This is a genomic window from Micromonospora sp. NPDC005215, from assembly GCF_040607915.1.
Taxonomy (GTDB): domain Bacteria; phylum Actinomycetota; class Actinomycetes; order Mycobacteriales; family Micromonosporaceae; genus Micromonospora.
Genome location: NZ_JBEXHQ010000008.1, coordinates 30898 through 49054, shown reverse-complemented (window position 1 = coordinate 49054; position 18157 = coordinate 30898). Strand labels below are relative to the sequence as shown.

Here is an 18157-nt window from a genome sequence, read left to right as displayed (position 1 = left end):
ATCGGTGCTCTGCTTGGTCAATCCACCGGGCCCGACACCGGTGCCCGGGTCAGGCTAGTCCAGGGTCAGCAGGCCCTGTTCGGACACCACGCGCACCGACAACGTCTTGTACCCGACCTCATCGAAGAGAACCGTCATCTTGTCCTCCTCGTAGGAGAGCACCATGCCGACTCCCCACTCCGGGTGACGTACGTGGCTGTGCACCGGGAACGGCCCGACCGCACCCTGGTCGGCGACGCTGGTGCCGTTGTGGCAGTTGTCGCAGTGCCCGCAGACCTCGGTCATCTGCTCACCGAAGTAGGCAAGCAGGGTCTGCCCCCGGCAGGCGTTGGTCTCGGCGAAGGCCCGCATCATGTCGGTGCGGGACCGGGTCACTGTCTGCTGGCGCTCCGCCTCGGCCAGCGCCGCGGCGGCGGCGTCCACCGGGGTGGGGGAGTAGCGCGGGGCGCCGATGCGCTGCCGCGCGCGTGGTTCGGCGGCGCCGATCTGCTCCAGCAGGGAGAGGTACTGGCCCAGCTTGCGCGGCCCGAGGCCGGTGGTCTCGCGAAGCTCGGTCTTGGTCGCCGCCTTGCGGCGCAGCAGAGCGGCAAGGTCGCGTAGCTCGTCGACGTCGGGCAGACCGCCGCTGAAGAACCGTTGCAGGCCCACGTCCTCGGCCCGCCAGAGCAGCAGCACCCGGGCCGGTTGCCCGTCGCGCCCGGCCCGGCCGATCTCCTGGAAGTAACTGTCTGGCGAGTCGGGCAGCGCCATGTGCGCCACCCAGGCGATGTTCGGCTTGTCGATGCCCATGCCGAACGCCGAGGTCGCCACCATGATGGGGACCTCGTCGGCGAGGAACGCCTCGTGCAGCTCGGCGCGCGCGCCGACCGCCATCCCACCGTGGTAGCACTGCGCCGGCAGGCCGGCGTCGGTCAACCGGGTGGCCAGCTCCTCGGCCGCGCGGCGGGTTGGCACGTAGATGATCCCCGGCCGCCCCTCGTCGCGCAGCAGCGTCATCAGACGTCGCCACCGGTAGTCCTCGTCCGGGCAGTGCGCCACCTCGAGGAACAGGTTCGACCGGTCCAGCCCGGAGACCACCACGTCCGGCTCGCGCAGCCGCAGCCGGGCGATGATGTCGTCGCGTACCGGTGGAGAGGCGGTGGCGGTCAGCGCGACCACCGGCGGCCGGCCGATGCCCTCGATGAGGTGCCCGAGCGCCAGGTAGTCGGGCCGGAAGTCGTGCCCCCAGGCCGAGATGCAGTGCGCCTCGTCGATCGCCACCAGCGCCGGTTTCAGTGCCGCGACCTCCGCCATCCGGTCCGGGTTGCTCAGCTGCTCCGGTGTGATGAACAGGAACTCCGCCCGGCCCTCGCGGACCTCGGTGATCGCCTGGGCCTGTTGGCTGGGCGACTCGTTCGAGCTGATCCGCACCGCCCGCAGTTCCGGGCGTTGCCGCTCGTTGAGAGAGGCGATCTGGTCCTGCTGGAGGGCCAGCAGCGGGGAGATCACCACGGTGGGGCCGGGGATCAGGCTGGCCGGGATCTGATAGATGGCCGACTTGCCGGCCCCGGTGGGCAACACCACCAGAGCGTCACGTCGCTTCATCACCGCGCGCATGGCGGCCAGTTGGTTGGGCCGTAGCGCCTTCCAGCCAAAAAGGCTGCGGGCCGCGCGGCGCAACGTCATCGAATGCGTTGACAGTTTCATCGAGGGCCGGAGGTACCCGACCCCACGACCGCCGAAACGCGTTTGGGCGATCATGGGGTCGGCGGATCCGGCGTCAGCGCAGTCGGGGCAGCACCTCGCGCTGGTAGAGGTCGAACAGGCCCTGGTAGTGCGGGCCGGTGTTGGCGACGTAGACCTCGTCGAAGCCGGCCTTGGCGTACTTGTCGATCATCTCCAGGTGTGCGTCGACGCTGTTGCCGCAGACGAACGCCTCCTTGACCATCTCCGGCCTGACCAGCTCGGCGACCTGCTCGAAGTGTCGGGGTGAGGGCAGCACCTGGGACAGCTCGCCGGGCACCCCGGCGTTGGGCCAGCGCTCGTACGCGATGCGGACGCCCTCGTCCTCGCTGTCGGCGTACGCCGCCTTGAAGCCGGCCTGGCACGGCTTGTCGCCGCCGCCGTTCGCGCGGAAGCGCCGGACCATGTCGCCGTCGGGCATGGTGCTCACGTAGCCGTCGCCGATGCGGGCGGCCAGGTCGATGGACTTCGGGCCGAAGCCGGAGACGTAGATCGACGGTGGCGTGTCGGGCAGCGTGTAGATCCGGGCGTTCTCCACTGTGTAGTGCTTGCCGCGGTGGTTGACGAAGCCGCCGTCCCACAGCTTGCGCAGCACCTCGACGGCCTCCTCCAGCATCTCCAGCCGGACGTCGGCCGGCGGCCAGGCGTCGCCGAAGATGTGCTCGTTGAGGGCCTCGCCGGTGCCGACGCCGAGCACGAAACGCCCGCCGTGCAGCACCGCGCTGGTCGCCGCGGCCTGGGCGATCACGGCCGGGTGGATCCGCACCGTCGGGCAGGTCACGGCGGTGGTCACCGGTAGCGAACAGACCTGGCTCAGCGCGCCGATCATCGACCAGACGAACGGGCTCTGACCCTGCGCGTCCACCCAGGGGTGGTAGTGGTCGGAGATCCACAGCGCCTCGAAGCCGGCCCGTTCGGCACCGCGCGCCTGCTCCAGCAGCTCGGCCGGCGTGAACTCCTCACTGGACAGGAAGTATCCGATCTTCATCGTTTCCCCTTCGGCGCGCGGACCTGCTGATGGGGAATGCCGTACCCCGGTCGCGGTCGGCCACACACGGCTCGCCGGACCCGGATCGGTGCGGGGCGCTCAGCGCCGACCGAACATCGCCCGGATCGCGGCGAGCAGCAGCAGGGCGCCGACCACCAGGCCGAGCAGGCGTACGCCGGGGATGTCGGCCGGGCTCGTCGCGTCGGCCAGCAGGGCAGGGTCCATCCCCGCACTCTCCCGGGGAGCGGGCGGCCAGGCAACTGTAAGGTTTATTGACTATTGAATCGCCCGGTGTGACCATGGCATGACCGCCTGCCGGTGGCGGTGCGCCGAGGGCGCGTGAGAGATGGGGTACGGGGGCCGCATGAGCGAGCGCAACCAGTGGGTCGACGGGGGCGCACCGTCGCCGGTGATCGACGCCGAGCGCCAGGAGGGGGTGGCGTGACCACACCCACCGGGCACCTCCCGGCCCTCGCCGCCGCCGTCCTCCAGCCCGGTTTCGTCGGCACCACCCCGCCAGCCTGGGTGTGCCGTTGGCTCGGCGAGGGCCTCGGCTCGGTGGTGCTCTTCGCCCGCAACGTCGTCGACCCCGAGCAGGTGGCGGCGCTCACCGCGACGCTGCGCGCCGAGCGTCCGGACGTCGTCGTGGCGATCGACGAGGAAGCCGGCGACGTCACCCGACTCGAGTCGGTCCAGGGCAGCTCCCGGCCCGGCAACTTCGCCCTCGGGGTGGTCGACGACCCCGAGCTGACCGAGGCGGTCGCCCGGGACCTCGGCGTCGAGCTGGCCGCGGCGGGGGTCACCCTCAACTACGCCCCGGACGCCGACGTCAACTCCAACCCGGCGAACCCGGTGATCGGCGTCCGCTCGTTCGGCGCCGACCCGGCGCTTGTCGCGCGGCACACCGCCGCCTGGGTCAGCGGGCTCCAGGCCGGCGGCGTGGCGGCCTGCGCCAAGCACTTCCCCGGGCACGGCGACACCCGTGTCGACTCACACCACGACCTGCCCCGGATCACCGCCGACCGGGACCGGCTGGACACCTGCGAGCTGGTCCCGTTCCGGGCCGCCGTCGCGGCCGGGGTGCAGGCGGTGATGACCGGCCACCTGCTGGTACCCGCGCTCGATCCGCAGCTGCCGGCCACCCTGAGTCAGCGCATCCTGGGTGGGCTGCTCCGCGACGAGATGGGCTTCTCCGGGGTGGTGGTGACCGACGCCGTGGAGATGCGCGCGGTCGCCGACCGGTACGGCTTCGCCGGGGCGACGGTCCGCGCCCTCGCCGCCGGAGCCGACGCGATCTGCATCGGCGGCGAACGGGCCGACGAGCAGGCGGCCCGCGAGCTGCGCGACGCCATCGTGGCCGCTGTCGTCTCCGGTGAGCTGCCCGAGGAACGCCTCGCCGAGGCGGCCAAGCGCGTCGGCCAACTCGCCGCCTGGACGATGGCCGCGCGTGCCGCCGGACCGGCCGGAGCCCGCGGCGCCGCCGACGTCGGGCTCGTCGCCGCCCGTCGGGCCGTCCGGGTCACCGCCACCGGCAGCGCGGCCGGCGCGCTGCCGTTGACCCGCGCGGCGCACGTCGTCGAGTTCGAGCCGCTGCGCAACATCGCCATCGGCGCGGAGACCCCGTGGGGCATCGGCGCACCGCTGGGTGAGCTGCTGCCCGGCACGAGCACGGTCCGCTACGCCGAACCCGACGTGCCGGCCGACCCGGGTGCCGGGGCGGGGGCCCGCCCGCTGGTGCTGGTGGTCCGGGATCTGCACCGCCACGACTGGATGCGCGCCGCCGTGCGACGGGCTCTCGCCGCCCGACCGGACGCGGTGGTGGTCGAGCTGGGCGTGCCCGAGGTGGTCACCGGGGCGGTGCACCTGGCCACCCACGGTGCCACCCGGGCCAGTGGCCGGGCAGCCGCCGAGGTGCTTACCGGCGCCCGCTGAGCCGACCGTCGGGCTTACGGCAGGTCGGCGACCAGGTCGGCGTACTCGGGGTTCTTGTCGATGTACGCGGCCATGAACGGGCACTGCGGCACCACCGTGGTGCCCCGGGCGCGGACCTGGTCCAGGGTGCCCCGCAGCAACGCCCCGCCCACGCCCCTGCCCTGGAAGCCCCGGTCCACCTCGGTGTGCGTGAAGACCAGGACCTCCCCGCGCATCAGGTACGCGGTGAAGCCGGCCAGCGCGTCGTCCACCAGGATCTCGAAGCGGTGCTTCGCCGGGTTGTCCTCGACCAGGGTGCTCATCCGGCCATTCTCCCCGCCCCGTCGGCCACCGCGTCCAGTTCGCCGAGCAACCGGTCCACCTCGTCGGCCGTGTTGTAGTGGTAGATGCTGGCCCGCACCGCGCCGCCGCTGTCGCGCAGACCCATCAGCTGGAAGTACTCGTAGGCGTAGTAGTCGCCGACGGAGAGGCAGAACCCGGCGGCGCCCAACGCCTGCTGGGTGGCCGCCGGTGACATCCCGGCGACCCGGAACGACACAGTGGGGCAGCGCCGGGCCGGCGAGCCGTACACGGTGATCGCCGGCCGCTCCGCCAGCCCGGCGAGCAGCCGGTCCAGCAGCGCCTCCTCGTGCGCCTGGGCGGCGGCCAGGCCGGCGCGCAGCCGCGCCCGCCGATCCCCGACCGCGTCCGGGTCCAGACCCGCCAGGTGGTCCACCGCGGCGGTCACGCCGGCCAGCAGCGGGAAGCTGGGGGTGCCGTACTCGAACCGGTCCGGCACGGCGTCGGAGGACGGAACCAGCTTCGCCGGGCGCAGCGCCGCCCACCGGGCCGGGTCGGCCACCATCGCCGCCAGGTGCGGTCCGGACCACTTGTACGCGCTGGTGACCAGCACGTCGGCGCCGAGCGAGGCCAGGTCGGACGGCCCGTGCGGAACCGAGTGCACCCCGTCGACGCAGACCAGCGCGCCGACCGCGTGTGCGATCTTGGCGATCGCCGGCACGTCCGGCACGGTGCCGATGGCGTTGCTGCCGGCGGTCACCGCGACCAGCCGGGTCCGCTCGCCGACCAGGTCGGCGTACTGGGCCGCGGGCAGCTCGCCGGTGTGCCGGTCGACCTCGGCCCAGCGCACCGTCGCGCCGGCCGCCTCGGCGGCCTGCACCCACGGTCGGACGTTCGCGTCGTGGTCGAGCCGGGACACCACCACCTCGTCACCGGGACGCCAACCCGCGCCGAGCGTGCGGGCCAGGGTGTACGTCAGCGCGGTGGCGCTCGGGCCCAGCACCACCCCGGCCGGGTCGGCGCCGAGCAGGTCGGCCACCGCCGCGCGGGCCTCGGCCACCAGCTCCAACGACCGGCGACCCGGTATGAAGGCGGCACTGCGGTTGCCGACCGCCGTCCGCATGGCGTCGGTGACCGCGTCGATCACACCGATGGCGGTCTGGGTGCCCCCGGCCCCGTCGAAGTGCACGAAACCCTCGGTCAGGGCGGGGTAGGCGGCCCGGGTGCGGGCGATGTCGAAGGGCATGTCCCGGACCCTAGCCGGTACGCCCCGGCCCCTGGTCGGCCACCAGGTGATCACCGTTGGGTGGAGGTGTCGCCGATGTCTCGTACCCTTGGCGAGGTGACGAACCGACCCGCCACCATGCCCATTCCCCCCGTCCGCCGCGCCGCCGGTCTGTTCGCCGGTCTGGCGCTCGGCCTCGCCGTGCTCGCCGGTTGCAGCTCCCAGGGCGCCTCCACCGACTGCGGGCTCGACGCCTGCACCGTCACCTTCGAGCGGGGTGTCGACGCGAGCGCCACCATCCTGGGCGTCGAGGCCAAGCTGGTCGGGGCCGATGGTGACCAGGTGACCGTCGAGGTCGCCGGCGAGCAGCTCAGCCTCACGATGGGGCAGCAGGCCGCCGAGGCCGGCGGCTTCGCGGTCACCCTGGACAGCGTCACCGACCAGCAGGTCAAGATTCGCGTATCGCGCAACCCGGGCAGCTGACCTGGGCGGGCGGCGGTGGCCGACGTTTGGGGATCTCCAGAATCGGAGATTGTGGCAGCATGTCACTCACCCGTAGCGCCGAAGCCACCGCCTCCCGAACGGCGGACAGCCGGTGGCTGGAACTCCTCGCCCGGGCCGGCTTCATCGGCTACGGCATCGTCCACCTGCTCTTCGCCTGGTTGGCGTTGCAGATCGCCTTCGGCACGTCGTCCGACGACGGCGACCAGTCCGGCGCGCTGCGTACCCTCTCCGAACAGCCCCTGGGCAAGTTCCTGGTCATCGCCACCGCGGTCGGCCTGCTCGCGATGGCGATCTGGCAGGCGCTGGAGGCGGCGGTCGGGCACCGCGCCGAGCGCGGCAGGGAACGCGTCACCGAGCGGCTCGCCTCGGCCGGCCGGACCATCGTCTACCTCTACTTCGCCTGGACCGCCTTCAAGGTCTTCAAGGATGTCGGGTCGAACAGCGCCGACCAGCAGGAGGCGTTGACCGGCAAGCTGATGACCTCCAGCGGTGGCCGCTGGCTGGTCGGCCTGGCCGGGCTGGTGCTCGCCGCGATCGGTGTCGGCCTGGTCATCTACGGGGCGGTCAAGCGGTTCGAGAAGCACCTGAAGACCGGCGAGATGAGCCCGAAGACCCGGACGCTGGCCCGCCGGCTGGGCATGGCCGGATACATCGCCAAGGGCGTCGCGTACGGCATCGCCGGTCTGCTGGTCATCGTGGCGGCGGTGAAGTACGACCCGGAGAAGGCCCGAGGTCTGGACGCCGCGCTGCACACGCTGCGCGACCAGTCGTACGGCGTGTTCCTGCTGACCCTGGTCGCCCTGGGCATCGCCGCCTTCGGCGTCTACTGCTTCCTCCAGTCCCGGTACCGCAAGGTCTGAACTGGTCGATTACAGGAACGTCGGGCACTCTTGGGCTTTTGCCCGAAGTGCCCGACGCCTGGTCGAAGGGAAGCCCCGAAAACGTGCAGAGTTATCTCGAAACGGTCGTCGCCGCGCTCGTCGCGGCGGCGGTCGCCCTGTTCCTGGTCGAGGTCGTCCACCGGCTCACCCGGCGGTTCGGCCGCCGGTCGCAGCTGCTGACCGAGCTGACCGACCACGCGCACCGCCCGTTCCAGGTCGCCGGGACGGTCCTCGCCGTCCAGTTCGCCGTCCGCTTCAGCACCGGGTACGCGGTTGGCGAGAGCTGGCGGCAGCAGCTGCTGCACCTGCTCGTCCTGGCCGTCATCGCGACCGTCGCCTGGCTGGTCGCCGCGCTGCTGGTCGTCGTCGAGGACACCGCGCTGGCCCGGTTCCGGGTCGACGTGCCCGACAACCGGCACGCCCGGCGGGTCCGGACCCAGGTGGTGATGCTGCGTCGCCTCACCATCGCGGTGATCGTCATCCTGACCGTCGGCGTGATGCTGATGACCTTCCCGAGCGTGCGGGGCATCGGCGCTGGTGTGCTGACCTCGGCCGGCGTGGTCGGTGTGGTGGCCGCGCTCGCCGCGCAGAGCCTGCTCGGCAACGTCTTCGCCGGCCTCCAGCTCGCCTTCAGCGACGCCGTCCGGCTCGACGACGTGGTCGTCGTCGAGGGGGAGTGGGGTCGGATCGAGGAGCTGACCCTCAGCTACGTCGTCGTGCAGATCTGGGACGACCGGCGGTTGATCCTCCCCACCTCGTACTTCACCAGCAAGCCGTTCCAGAACTGGACCCGGACCGAGTCGGCGGTGCTCGGCACCGCCGAGTTCGACGTGGACTGGGCGGTGCCGGTGCAGACCATGCGCGAGGAGCTACGCCGCCTGGTCGAGGGCACCGAGCTGTGGGACGGGCGGGTCTGCGTCCTGCAGGTCACCGACGCCACCGGCGGGATGGTCCGGGTGCGGGCTCTGGTCAGCGCCGCCGACGCGGGCAGTCTGTGGGATCTGCGCTGCCTCGTCCGGGAGCACCTGGTGGCCTGGATCCGGGACAACCGTCCGACGGCGATGCCCCGGATGCGCACCGAGCTGGGCGACGCCAGCAGCAACCTGCCCTGGCAGTGGGTGCAGCCGAGGCGGCCAGCACGCCGCCCGTCCGACACCGAGGCGCCCGACGACGCCCGCGTCTTCGGCGGCAGCGACGACGGCGACGCCCGCAGCGAAGCCTTCGTGGGCCCCGAAGAAGCCCGCACCTGACCCTGGGAGGTTTGGGCCGGCTTGGGCGGGGGATGTGCTGCCGGACATCTCTGGCGTGATCGGCTGAGCCGACTCTTCGGCGCGGCGTCCGGAAACGGGAACGGTGGGCCGCTCGTCGCGTTTTAGGATTGACGGGCGGCAACTCCGGGCATACAGCGCGGTGATAGGGAAAGGAGGACAGCATGGCTGACGTGGCGAACGCCCGCACATCCCACAACGGGAGCGAGCCCTCCACCGCCGAGTTGGTGCAGCGGGCCACCGAGCAGGTCTCCCGCCTCGTACGGGACGAACTGGCGCTGGCCCGGGCGGAGTTGACCCAGAAGGGCAAGCACGCCGGCATCGGGATCGGCCTGTTCGGCGGCGGCGGCGCGCTGGCGTTCTTCGGCCTGGGCGCCCTGGTCGCCACGGCGATCCTGCTTCTCGACCTGGTGCTGCCCGCCTGGGCCGCCGCGCTGATCGTGGCGGTGGCCTGCTTCCTGGTGGCCGGCATCCTCGCCCTGGTGGGCAAGAAGCAGGTCAGCCGTGCCGTCCCGCCGGTGCCGGCGGCCACGGTTCGCAGCCTCCGGGCCGACGTGGACACCGTCACCGCCGCGGTGAAGGACAGGGGACGGCAATGACGGGCAACGGGACCGGCGACACGGACGCGCTCCGCGAGGAGATCCGCCGCACCCGGGTCGAGTTGGGCGAGACGATGGAGGCGTTGGCCGCGAAGGCCGACGTCAAGGCGCGTCTGAAGGAGTCCGCCGAGCAGGCGAAGGAGCGGATGCGCGAGCAGGCGGCGCAGACCGTCGCCCGGGTTCGCGGGCAGGCCGTGCGGGGCGCCGGGAAGGCGCGGGCACAGGCTTACGAGAAGGGCGGGATGGTGCGCGCGCAGGCGCACGACAAGGGCGAGTTGGTGCGCCGCAACCCGGTGCCGTGGGCGGCGATCGCCGCCGGTGCGGTGGCGACAGTGGTGGTGCTGATGATCGTGCGGGGGAGGCGTAGGTGAGCAGGAGCATCGGCAGGGTCGCGTACCGGCCCGTCGGCGTGTTGTTGGGTATCGCCGCGGGCGCGGCGGCCGGGGCGATCTTCCGGCAGGTCTGGAAGGTCACAGCGGGCGACGGTGAGGCGCCCAACGCCACCGACGAGGATCGCGGCTGGGGCGAGATCCTGGCCGCCGCGGCGTTGCAGGGGGCCATCTTCGCGGTCGTCCGGGCCGCCGTGGACCGGGGCGGGGCGGTCGGTGTCCGCCGGATGACCGGCAACTGGCCGGACTGACCACCCAGCGACGTCAGCCCTCTTCCCGCATCGATGGGAAGGGGGCTTTCGCATGGCTTCGGACGCCGCCCAGCGGAACTGAGGCATCCGTCAGGTCACATGTCGGAGAAATTCGTCGGAGAGGTCGTGACAGACTTTTTGCCTCCGTGATTTGCTGGTCCACGCTGCTGAGAGATGGCGTGGGTTGAGAGAAGTCTCCTTCGTGGAGGCCGCCTCAGACGCCGCTGCTCGAAACGGCCAATCGGCCGCACGGCGTGCACGGCCACCAGTTTTTAGAGGGAGATTCACATGGCTCAGGGAACCGTGAAGTGGTTCAACGCTGACAAGGGCTTCGGCTTCATCACCGTCGATGGTGGGGGTGCTGACGTGTTCGTCCACTTCTCGGCCATCCAGTCCAGCGGCTACCGCTCGCTGGAGGAGAACCAGCGGGTGGAGTTCGAGATCGCTCAGGGTCAGAAGGGCCCACAGGCCGAGCAGGTCCGTCCCATCTGAGTGAGACGGCCGGCTCCCGCCGGCCAGTGGGACGATCCGGTCAGGGTCGTTTCGAAGCCCCGTATCCCGTCCGGGATACGGGGCTTCGCCCCCGGCGGGTCAGTTCCGGCGGCGCGAGCGCAGGCCGAGCCAGAGCACCACCAGCCCGGCCAACGCCACGAGCGGGCCGAGCACCGCCCAGATCCTCTCGTCGGTCATGACGCTGCCGGTGACGTAGCCGAGGCCCTGCACCGTCCACACCGCACCGATCACCACGGCCACCAGGCCGAGGGTGAGCGAAAGCCAGCCCCTCATCGCGATTCCTCTCCGCCGCCCGGAGCGGCACGCCGTCCACCAGCATCCCTGGTCGGGCGGCGCGACGCGAGCTCCCCGGGCGCGCCAGTCACCACCGGTCGTGCACCTGCGGGCGGATCAGCTCGTCGTAGATCTCGCGTACGGCGGCCAGCTGGCCGTCGGTCAGCGGCGACAGGGCCGCCGTCTCGGCGTTGCGCCGGGCCTGCTCCGCGTCGCGGGCACCGGGGATGACGACGGTGACGCCCGCCTGGTCCAGCACCCAGCGCAGCGCGAACTGCGCCATCGTGCGGTCCGCGTCGACAAGCGGCGCCAGCCGGCGTACGGCGGCCAGGCCCCGCTCGTAGTCGACCCCGGAGAACGTCTCCCCGACGTCGAAGGCCGCGCCGTGCCGGTTGTAGTTGCGGTGGTCGTCGGCGGGGAACTCGGTGTGCTCGTCGTACCGGCCGGAGAGCAGGCCGCTGGCCAGCGGCACCCGGGCGATGATGCCCACCCCGGCGGCGGCGGCCGCCGGAAGGACCCGCTCCAGGGGCTTGTGGCGGACCGCGTTGAGGATGATCTGCACGCTCGCCACCCCCGGTCGGGCGATCGCGGTGAGCGCCTGGTCGCAGGTCTCGACGCTGACGCCGTACCCGGCGATGGCCTTCTCGGCGACGAGGGTGTCCAGGCCGTCGAAGACCTCGTCGGAGGAGAAGACGGCGGTGGGCGGGCAGTGCAGCTGGACCAGGTCCAGGGTGTCCATGCCCAGGTTGGCCCGGGACCGGTCGGTCCACTGCCGGAAGTTGTCAAGGGTGTACGCCTCCGGCCGCTGCTCGACGCGACGGCCCATCTTGGTGGCGACGGTCAGCCCGGCGTCGGGTCGGGTGCGCAGGAAGCGGCCGATCAGCTGCTCGCTGCGGCCGTCGCCGTACACGTCTGCGGTGTCGAGGAAGGTGACCCCGTCGTCCACGGCGGCGGCGAGCACCGCCATCGCGTCGGCCTCGCTGACGGTGCCCCAGTCTGCGCCGAGTTGCCAGGCGCCCAGGCCGACCGCCCCGACGGTCCGGCCGAGCCGGTTGAAGCTGCGCTGTTCCATGCCCCGAGCCTAGTGATCGGGTTGCCGGCCTGCCACGCGAGCCGTACGGTAGCAAGACGGACGTACGGTTTGGGAGGCAGTGATGTGGGATCCGACAACCTACCTGCGCTACGGCGACGAGCGATCTCGGCCGTTCCACGACCTGGTCGCGCGGATCCCGGCCGACCGGCCCCGGACGGTGGTCGACCTCGGCTGCGGCCCCGGCCACCTCACCGCCACCCTCGCCGAGCGCTGGCCGACGAGTCGGGTGCGCGGCCTGGACTCCTCGCCGGAGATGATCGACCGAGCCACCGCCCTCGGCGCTCCCGTCGACTTCGCCGTCGCCGACCTGCGCGACTGGCGTCCCACCGGCGACGAGGACGTGGTGGTCAGCAACGCGGCGCTCCAGTGGGTGCCCGGCCACCAGGAGCTGCTGCGTCGCTGGGCCGCCGAGCTGCCCACCGGCGCGTGGCTCGCCATGCAGGTTCCCGGCAACTTCGCCGCCCCCTCGCACCGCGCGTTGCGCCAGGTCGCCGACGGGCCGGCCTGGCGGGCCGCTGTCGCCCCGCTGCTGCGCGCCGACCCGGTCGACGACCCAGCCGACTACGCGGCCCTGCTGACCGCCGCCGGCTGCGCGGTGGACGCCTGGGAGACTACCTACGTGCACCTGCTGCCCGCCCGGCCCGCCGCCGACCACCCGGTGCTGGCCTGGATGGAAGGCACCGCGCTGCGTCCGGTCCGGGCCGCGCTGGACGCCGCCGGCTGGTCGGCCTTCCGGGCCGAGTTGGGGGTACGCCTCGCCGCCGCCTACCCGGTCCGGCAGGGTCAGGTGTACTTCCCGTTCCGCCGCGTCTTCGTCGTCGCCCGCACCGGCGACAGTGCAGAGGAGAGTCCGTGACCGACCCGTCCGCCTTCATCGCCGGCCTGCCCAAGGTGGAGCTGCACGTGCACCACGTCGGCTCCGCCTCGCCCCGGATCGTCGCCGAGCTGGCCGCCCGCCACGAGGGACGCACCCCCGTGCCGGCCGACCCGGAGGCGCTCGCCGACTACTTCGAGTTCCGCGACTTCGCGCACTTCATCGAGGTCTACCTGAGCGTCGTGGACCTCATCCGCGACCCGGAGGACGTCTGGATCCTCACCCACGAGGTGGCCCGGGAGTTGGCCCGCCAACAGGTCCGGTACGCGGAACTGACAATCACCCCGTACTCGCACGTGCGTCGGGGCATCCCCGCGCCGGCGTTCTGCGAGGCGATCGAGGACGCCCGCAGGCGCGCGGCTGCCGACTTCGGCATCGAGCTGCGCTGGTGCTTCGACATTCCCGGCGAGGCGGGCCTGCCCGCGGCCGAGGAGACGCTGCGCGTCGCGCTGGAGGAGCGCCCGGACGGGTTGGTCAGCTTCGGTCTGGGTGGCCCGGAGATCGGCGTACCCCGACCGCAGTTCCGGCCCTACTTCGACAGGGCCCGCGCCGCCGGGCTGCGCTCGGTGCCGCACGCGGGGGAGACCACCGGGCCGCAGACCGTCTGGGACGCGCTGAACGAGCTGGGCGCCGAGCGGATCGGGCACGGCATCTCCGCCGCGCAGGACCCGGAGCTGCTCGCCTACCTGGCCGAGCGGCAGATCGCTTTGGAGATCTGCCCGACGTCCAACGTCCGGACCCGGGCGGTGGCCAACCTCGACGAGCACCCCCTGCCCCGGCTGGTCGAGGCCGGGCTGCTTGTCACCATCAACTCCGACGACCCGCCGATGTTCGGCACGACCCTCAACGACGAGTACGCGGTGGCGGCCCGCCTGCTCGGGGTCGGCCCCGAGGGGCTGGCCGGGCTGGCGCGCAACGCGGTGACCGCGTCCTTCCTCGACTCCGACGGCAAGCAGCGCATCACGGCCGAGATCGACGCGTACCTCGCCGCCGCCGGTTGAGCCGGTCCGGCCCGTCGCGCCTGATCGCGTGGGGAGCAGGGCGCGCGGCGGGAGCGTGGGTGTGGGGGGACCTGTGACTCCCGCCGCGCGCGCGGCTTCACCGGTCGTGGGTGCGCGTAGGCGCTCGGCCGGTGAAACTGGTGGGTTCGCGTACTGATCCTGTCAGCTCGCGGCCGGTCCAGCCCGCTCGTTAACCGCGATCTAAGGAAGACTTGCGACGGCCCACAACCCGGTCAGTCGTCGGTGGGGCGCTGGCGCGGCCAGCGCCGTCCGGTGGCCTTGGTGTCCCGGGCGTCGCGTGCCATCCGCCCGACCAGGCCGAAGCGGCTGACCTGTCGCGGCGTCGCCTCCGGGTCGGCGAGGAGCATCACCACGCTGGCCCCGCCGAGCCGGGCCCGGTCGATGCTCACCGACCCGTTGGCCTGCAATGCCACCCGCTTGGCGATGTCCAGGCCGAGCCCGGTCGAGCCCTGGTCACTGGTGCCCCGGCGCAGCGCACGGTCCGGGTTGGCGATGCCGGGGCCGGCGTCGTCGATCCGGATCGCCACGTAACCGTCGCGCCGGGACACGGCCACCTCGAACGCGGTGCCCTGCGGGGTGTACCGGAAGACGTTGCCGATCACCGCGTCCAGCGCGGCGGCCAGCTCGGCCCGGGGCACCGGCGCGGGGATGCGCAGTTGCGCGCCGCTCACCCGCTGTGGCCGGTTCTGGTCGCCGGCCAGCGCCGCCCAGAACACCATCCGGTCCCGGACCACCTCGCTGACGTCACACATCGCCGGCCCGGCCTCGTGCGCCACCGACTTGCGGGTCGTCTTGATCAACACGTCGATCTCACCCTCCAGGGTGACGATCGCCTGCCGGATCCGCCGGATGCCGCGAAGCCGGTCCAGCTCCGCCGGGCTGAACGAACCCACGCTGGTGTCGTCGGACTCCAACGCCTCGGCGTCCAACCGCAGCACTGTCAGCGGGGTACGCAGACGATGCGACAGGTCGGCCACCAGCTCACGCTCATCGGTGCGGGCCGCGTCCAGCCGGTCGGCCATCCGGTTGAAGGCGTACCCGGCCTCGGCCAGCTCACGCGGGCCGTTCGGCTCGACGCGCACGCCCAGATCGCCGTCGCCGATGGACAGCGCGGCCTTGACCAGACCTCGGGTCGAGTCCACCGCGCGGGCGGCGACCCGGTCGACCACCAGCACCGCCGCGCCGGCCATCGCCGCGCCGACAGCGAACAGCAGCAGCCAGGTGCCACCGGCGCCCTCGCCCAGCGTCGAGTCCGGGAGGAACACCTCGACCACGGCCGTCCGGTCGCCGAGGACGACCGGGTCGAGCCGGATCACGCCCCCGTCCACGTCGACGACCAGCGACCGCCGGTCGGCACGGGCCCGGTCCAGGTCGCTGCCGGTGGCCCGACCGGCGGATTCGTCAAGGCCCAGGCCGTGCACCACGGGCCGGGTCGGCGCGCCCTCGGCGCTCGCCACCACGGCCCGCTCGACGACTGCCGGGTCGGTGCTCACCGCCAGCGCGCCGGTGACCAACGCGCTGCGTCGGGCCGCGTCGGCGATCGCCTCGTCCCGGCTCTGCTCACGCAGGCTGAGGCCGAGCGGGATCAGGAACGCGAGCGCGACGAGGCTGCACATGCCGGCCGTGAGCAGGGCCAGCGCCGTCCTCAGTCCGGTGCCACCAGCCGGAATCCGACCCCCCGCACGGTGCGCAGGTAGCGCGGCTTCGCCGCGGACTCGCCCATCTTTCTGCGGAGCCAGTACAGGTGAACGTCGATGGTCTGGTCCTCGCCGACCGATGGCTGCCGCCATACCTCCTCCAAGAGTTCCCGGCGGGACACTACCCGCCCGGGTCGTGCGGCGAGATAGGCCAGCAGGTCGAATTCCTTGCGGGTCAGCGCCAGCGGCTCCCCGTCGAGCTGGGCGCTGCGCTCGCCCACGTCCACCCGTAGGCCGCCGACGCTGTGCACCGCCGGCTGCACCGTCCGGCTGGCCCGTCCGGCCCGCCGCAACACGGTGGTGATCCGGGCGTCCAGGTGCGCCCCGGTGAACGGCTTGACCATGTAGTCGTCGGCCCCGGCACGCAGCAGTTTGACCACCGACTGCTCGTCGTCCCGGGCGGTCGCGATGATGATCGGGATGTCGGTGATGCCGCGCAGCATCCGCAGCGCGTCCGAGCCGTCCAGGTCGGGCAGGCCGAGGTCCAGCACCACCAGGTCAGGTGTCTCCGCGGCGACCCGGCGCAGGGCGTCCAACGCCGTACCCACGGCGTGCACGGCGTGCCCCCGGTCGGTGAGGGACCGCAGCATCGCGCCGCGTACGACGTGATCGTCTTCGACCAGGAGCACGGAGGCCACGACAAGACGGTACTGGGCCTGGCAAGTTGATCGCATTGCGACGTGCCTGGCGAGCGGGCAAGCTGGTACGACGATGTCGTTCACCCTGTTCGTCGATGCCCGTCTGGCGCTCGCCCGGGACAGCCTCGCAGGTCTCTCCACCGGCGACGCGCTCGGCGCGCAGTACTTAATGCCGGGGGCCGCGTCCCCGGATCTCACCGCGGGCGCACTGCCGCCGACCCCCTGGGAGTGGACCGACGACACCGAGATGGCCTGCTCGGTCCTCGCCGAGCTGGCCCACTCCGGCGGCGTCGACCCCGACCGGCTGGCCCTGGCCTTCGCCGAGCGGTGTGCTCCGCGCCGGGGCTACGGCGCTGGCGCGCTGGCGATCCTGCGGCTGATCCGTACCGGCACCCCCTGGCCGCTGGCCGCCGCATCCGCCTTCGACGGCCAGGGCTCCTGCGGCAACGGCGCGGCGATGCGGGTCGGCCCGCTGGGCGCGTACTTCGCCGACTCGACCGCCCGTGCCGCGGCGCAGGCCCGCGCCTCGGCCGAGGTGACCCACGCGCACCCGGAGGGGATCGCCGGGGCCGTGGCGGTGGCCGTGGCCGCCGCGCTTGCCGCCCGGGGCCGCCTCGACGGGCACCGGCCGGCTCCCCAGCGCCTGCTCGCCGGGATCGCCGCCGCGCTGGAGCCGGGCACCGAGGTGCACCGGAGCGTGAGCCGGGCGGCCGGGCTGCTCGGCCGACCGGTGGACCGGGTGGTGGCGGAACTCGGCAACGGCTCCCGGGTGACCGCCCAGGACACCGTCGGGTTCACCCTCTGGGTGGCCGCCACCCACCTCGACGACTATCCGGCGGCGATCCGGAGGTGCGTCCAGGCCGGCGGTGACATGGACACCACCGCCGCCATCGTCGGAGCGATAGTGGCCGCGTACACGGGTGTCGGCACCCCCGGCGGCGTGCCCGAGTCGTGGCTGGCCGCCCGCGAGCCGTTACCTACCTGGCTGCCCTGACGCGGTCACCTCGGCGGGCGTCGCGGCCTCGTCCTCGTCCGCGCTGCCGGTCACCTCGGCCAGCGCCGTGGCCTCGGCCGGGTCGCGTCGGCGCCACCGGCTGACCAGCCAACCGATCGCCGCACCGCCGCCCAGCCCGGCCAGCAGGCCGGCGGCCAACATCCCGTCGGCGCTGCCGGACTCCTCGCCAGCACCACCCGCACCAGCGGCCGGGGCGTCGACACCGCTGTCCGCTGCGGCTGGCGGGTCGGCCGCCGGGCCGCCGTGTGCACCGTGGGCGGCCGGGCCCGCCGCGCCGGGCGCCGCCGGCAGCAGGGTGAGCGCCGGGGCCCGGTGCGGACCGGCGGCGTCCGCCCACCGGACCACAGTGCCATCGGCGTACGTCTGGACGACCTCGAAGGTGAGCCGCTCCGCCTGCGGCATCGGTCCCATGGACAGTGCCAGCCGGGCCGGGCCGCTGTCGCTCTCGCCCACCCGGACCCAGGTCACCGCGGTGGTCACAGTGCTCACCCCGGAGGAGTGGATGCCCGCCACCGGCTTGTCCAGGGTGCGGGAGCTGATCCGGGGTGCCCAACCGTTCACCGACATCGGGTAGACCTCGGCGATCGGCGCGTCGACCGGCAACCGGACCTCGATCTGGTTGGTCTTCGTACCGGCCCGCTCCTCCGGCACTGTGAACTCCAGGCGTACGGCGTCGCCCTGCCGAGCCTGGGTCGGGGTGGTCGTCACGTCCGCCGCCTGTGCCGCGCTGGGCCAGAGCAGCAGCCCGGCGGCGGTCAGCGCGGTCACCGCCACGACCCGCCGCCGGCGCTCGCCGCCGTACGTGCTCGCCATCTCGTGCCCCCATCCGTGTCCGCGCGACCGACACCGGTTCCGGCCACACCCTGTAGTTCGGCTCCGAGGTGCGAAAGGTTCAACGCGGCCGTGAGGAAGGTGCCGTTCCCGATCGGGGACAGCGCGACCGATAGCATCGGCAGGAGCCGAGGATCGGCACCGTTTCGTACCGCTTGGAGGA

General features: G+C 72.8%; 21 protein-coding genes. 11 read left to right on the top strand and 10 right to left on the bottom strand.

Annotated elements, in window-relative coordinates:
- Positions 1 to 54: 54 nt before the first annotated feature.
- From ABZU25_RS09160 to ABZU25_RS09150, 3 genes are all read right to left on the bottom strand, one after another.
- Positions 55 to 1686 carry a RecQ family ATP-dependent DNA helicase gene (locus ABZU25_RS09160; protein ID WP_355028806.1) on the bottom strand — a complete coding sequence of 544 codons (1632 nt, stop codon included), beginning with the start codon at positions 1684 to 1686 and terminating at the stop codon, positions 55 to 57.
- Between the two features lie 73 nt (positions 1687 to 1759).
- The gene (locus ABZU25_RS09155; protein ID WP_355028805.1) at positions 1760 to 2710 is read right to left on the bottom strand and encodes a TIGR03557 family F420-dependent LLM class oxidoreductase; all 951 of its coding nucleotides are present in this window, start codon (positions 2708 to 2710) and stop codon (positions 1760 to 1762) included.
- Between the two features lie 99 nt (positions 2711 to 2809).
- A complete protein-coding gene (locus tag ABZU25_RS09150; protein WP_255421242.1) occupies positions 2810 to 2935 on the bottom strand; it encodes a hypothetical protein in 126 nt (41 codons plus the stop codon).
- A 216-nt stretch (positions 2936 to 3151) separates the two neighbouring features.
- On the opposite strand from ABZU25_RS09150, the gene ABZU25_RS09145 reads away from it, so the two are divergent.
- On the top strand, positions 3152 to 4642 hold the full coding sequence (locus ABZU25_RS09145) for a glycoside hydrolase family 3 N-terminal domain-containing protein (protein WP_355028804.1): 1491 nt from the start codon (positions 3152 to 3154) through the stop codon (positions 4640 to 4642).
- Between the two features lie 14 nt (positions 4643 to 4656).
- On the opposite strand, the gene ABZU25_RS09140 is transcribed toward ABZU25_RS09145, so the two are convergent.
- Both ABZU25_RS09140 and ABZU25_RS09135 read right to left on the bottom strand, forming a co-directional pair.
- Positions 4657 to 4944 carry a GNAT family N-acetyltransferase gene (locus ABZU25_RS09140; protein ID WP_355028803.1) on the bottom strand — a complete coding sequence of 96 codons (288 nt, stop codon included), beginning with the start codon at positions 4942 to 4944 and terminating at the stop codon, positions 4657 to 4659.
- Complete coding sequence (locus ABZU25_RS09135) at positions 4941 to 6167, bottom strand: cysteine desulfurase-like protein (protein WP_355028802.1); 1227 nt, start codon at positions 6165 to 6167, stop codon at positions 4941 to 4943. Before ABZU25_RS09135 ends, ABZU25_RS09140 begins: the two co-directional genes overlap by 4 nt.
- 75 nt (positions 6168 to 6242) lie before the next feature.
- Between ABZU25_RS09135 and ABZU25_RS09130 the strand changes: the two genes are divergently transcribed.
- The 7 genes from ABZU25_RS09130 (at position 6243) to ABZU25_RS09100 (ending at position 10530) form a co-directional block, all read left to right on the top strand.
- A complete protein-coding gene (locus ABZU25_RS09130; protein ID WP_355028801.1) occupies positions 6243 to 6629 on the top strand; it encodes a hypothetical protein in 387 nt (128 codons plus the stop codon).
- 59 nt (positions 6630 to 6688) lie between these two features.
- Positions 6689 to 7510 carry a DUF1206 domain-containing protein gene (locus ABZU25_RS09125; protein WP_355028800.1) on the top strand — a complete coding sequence of 274 codons (822 nt, stop codon included), beginning with the start codon at positions 6689 to 6691 and terminating at the stop codon, positions 7508 to 7510.
- 83 nt (positions 7511 to 7593) lie between these two features.
- Entirely contained in the window at positions 7594 to 8781 is a 1188-nt protein-coding gene (locus ABZU25_RS09120; RefSeq protein ID WP_355028799.1) for a mechanosensitive ion channel family protein, read from the top strand.
- A 182-nt stretch (positions 8782 to 8963) separates the two neighbouring features.
- Entirely contained in the window at positions 8964 to 9398 is a 435-nt protein-coding gene (locus ABZU25_RS09115) for a phage holin family protein (RefSeq protein ID WP_088990414.1), read from the top strand.
- A complete protein-coding gene (locus tag ABZU25_RS09110; protein ID WP_355028798.1) occupies positions 9395 to 9769 on the top strand; it encodes a DUF3618 domain-containing protein in 375 nt (124 codons plus the stop codon). The genes ABZU25_RS09115 and ABZU25_RS09110 overlap by 4 nt, the downstream gene beginning before the upstream one ends.
- The gene (locus ABZU25_RS09105; protein WP_355028797.1) at positions 9766 to 10038 is read left to right on the top strand and encodes a DUF4235 domain-containing protein; all 273 of its coding nucleotides are present in this window, start codon (positions 9766 to 9768) and stop codon (positions 10036 to 10038) included. Before ABZU25_RS09110 ends, ABZU25_RS09105 begins: the two co-directional genes overlap by 4 nt.
- A gap of 288 nt (positions 10039 to 10326) precedes the next feature.
- Positions 10327 to 10530, top strand: a complete 204-nt coding sequence (locus ABZU25_RS09100) for a cold-shock protein (RefSeq protein WP_088962828.1) — start codon at positions 10327 to 10329, stop codon at positions 10528 to 10530.
- A gap of 99 nt (positions 10531 to 10629) precedes the next feature.
- On the opposite strand, the gene ABZU25_RS09095 is transcribed toward ABZU25_RS09100, so the two are convergent.
- Positions 10630 to 10824: a hypothetical protein gene (locus ABZU25_RS09095; RefSeq protein ID WP_355028796.1), complete on the bottom strand. Its 195-nt coding sequence runs from the start codon at positions 10822 to 10824 to the stop codon at positions 10630 to 10632.
- 88 nt (positions 10825 to 10912) lie between these two features.
- Positions 10913 to 11896: an aldo/keto reductase gene (locus ABZU25_RS09090; RefSeq protein WP_355028795.1), complete on the bottom strand. Its 984-nt coding sequence runs from the start codon at positions 11894 to 11896 to the stop codon at positions 10913 to 10915.
- 82 nt (positions 11897 to 11978) lie between these two features.
- Between ABZU25_RS09090 and ABZU25_RS09085 the strand changes: the two genes are divergently transcribed.
- Complete coding sequence (locus tag ABZU25_RS09085) at positions 11979 to 12773, top strand: trans-aconitate 2-methyltransferase (RefSeq protein ID WP_355028794.1); 795 nt, start codon at positions 11979 to 11981, stop codon at positions 12771 to 12773.
- The gene (locus tag ABZU25_RS09080; RefSeq protein ID WP_355028793.1) at positions 12770 to 13792 is read left to right on the top strand and encodes an adenosine deaminase; all 1023 of its coding nucleotides are present in this window, start codon (positions 12770 to 12772) and stop codon (positions 13790 to 13792) included. Before ABZU25_RS09085 ends, ABZU25_RS09080 begins: the two co-directional genes overlap by 4 nt.
- Before the next feature lie 233 nt (positions 13793 to 14025).
- Here ABZU25_RS09080 and ABZU25_RS09075 read toward each other — a convergent pair whose 3' ends face one another.
- Together ABZU25_RS09075 and ABZU25_RS09070 are read right to left on the bottom strand one after the other, a co-directional pair.
- Positions 14026 to 15429, bottom strand: coding sequence for a HAMP domain-containing sensor histidine kinase (locus ABZU25_RS09075; RefSeq protein ID WP_355028792.1), 1404 nt, complete (start codon positions 15427 to 15429; stop codon positions 14026 to 14028).
- 29 nt (positions 15430 to 15458) lie between these two features.
- Positions 15459 to 16148 (bottom strand): response regulator transcription factor, encoded by a 690-nt coding sequence (locus tag ABZU25_RS09070; protein ID WP_355028791.1) that lies wholly within the window; start codon positions 16146 to 16148, stop codon positions 15459 to 15461.
- A gap of 73 nt (positions 16149 to 16221) precedes the next feature.
- On the opposite strand from ABZU25_RS09070, the gene ABZU25_RS09065 reads away from it, so the two are divergent.
- Positions 16222 to 17142: an ADP-ribosylglycohydrolase family protein gene (locus ABZU25_RS09065; protein ID WP_355028790.1), complete on the top strand. Its 921-nt coding sequence runs from the start codon at positions 16222 to 16224 to the stop codon at positions 17140 to 17142.
- On the opposite strand, the gene ABZU25_RS09060 is transcribed toward ABZU25_RS09065, so the two are convergent.
- Positions 17122 to 17976, bottom strand: coding sequence for a DUF1775 domain-containing protein (locus ABZU25_RS09060; protein ID WP_355028789.1), 855 nt, complete (start codon positions 17974 to 17976; stop codon positions 17122 to 17124). The genes ABZU25_RS09065 and ABZU25_RS09060 overlap by 21 nt on opposite strands.
- Between the last annotated feature and the right edge of the window lie 181 nt (positions 17977 to 18157).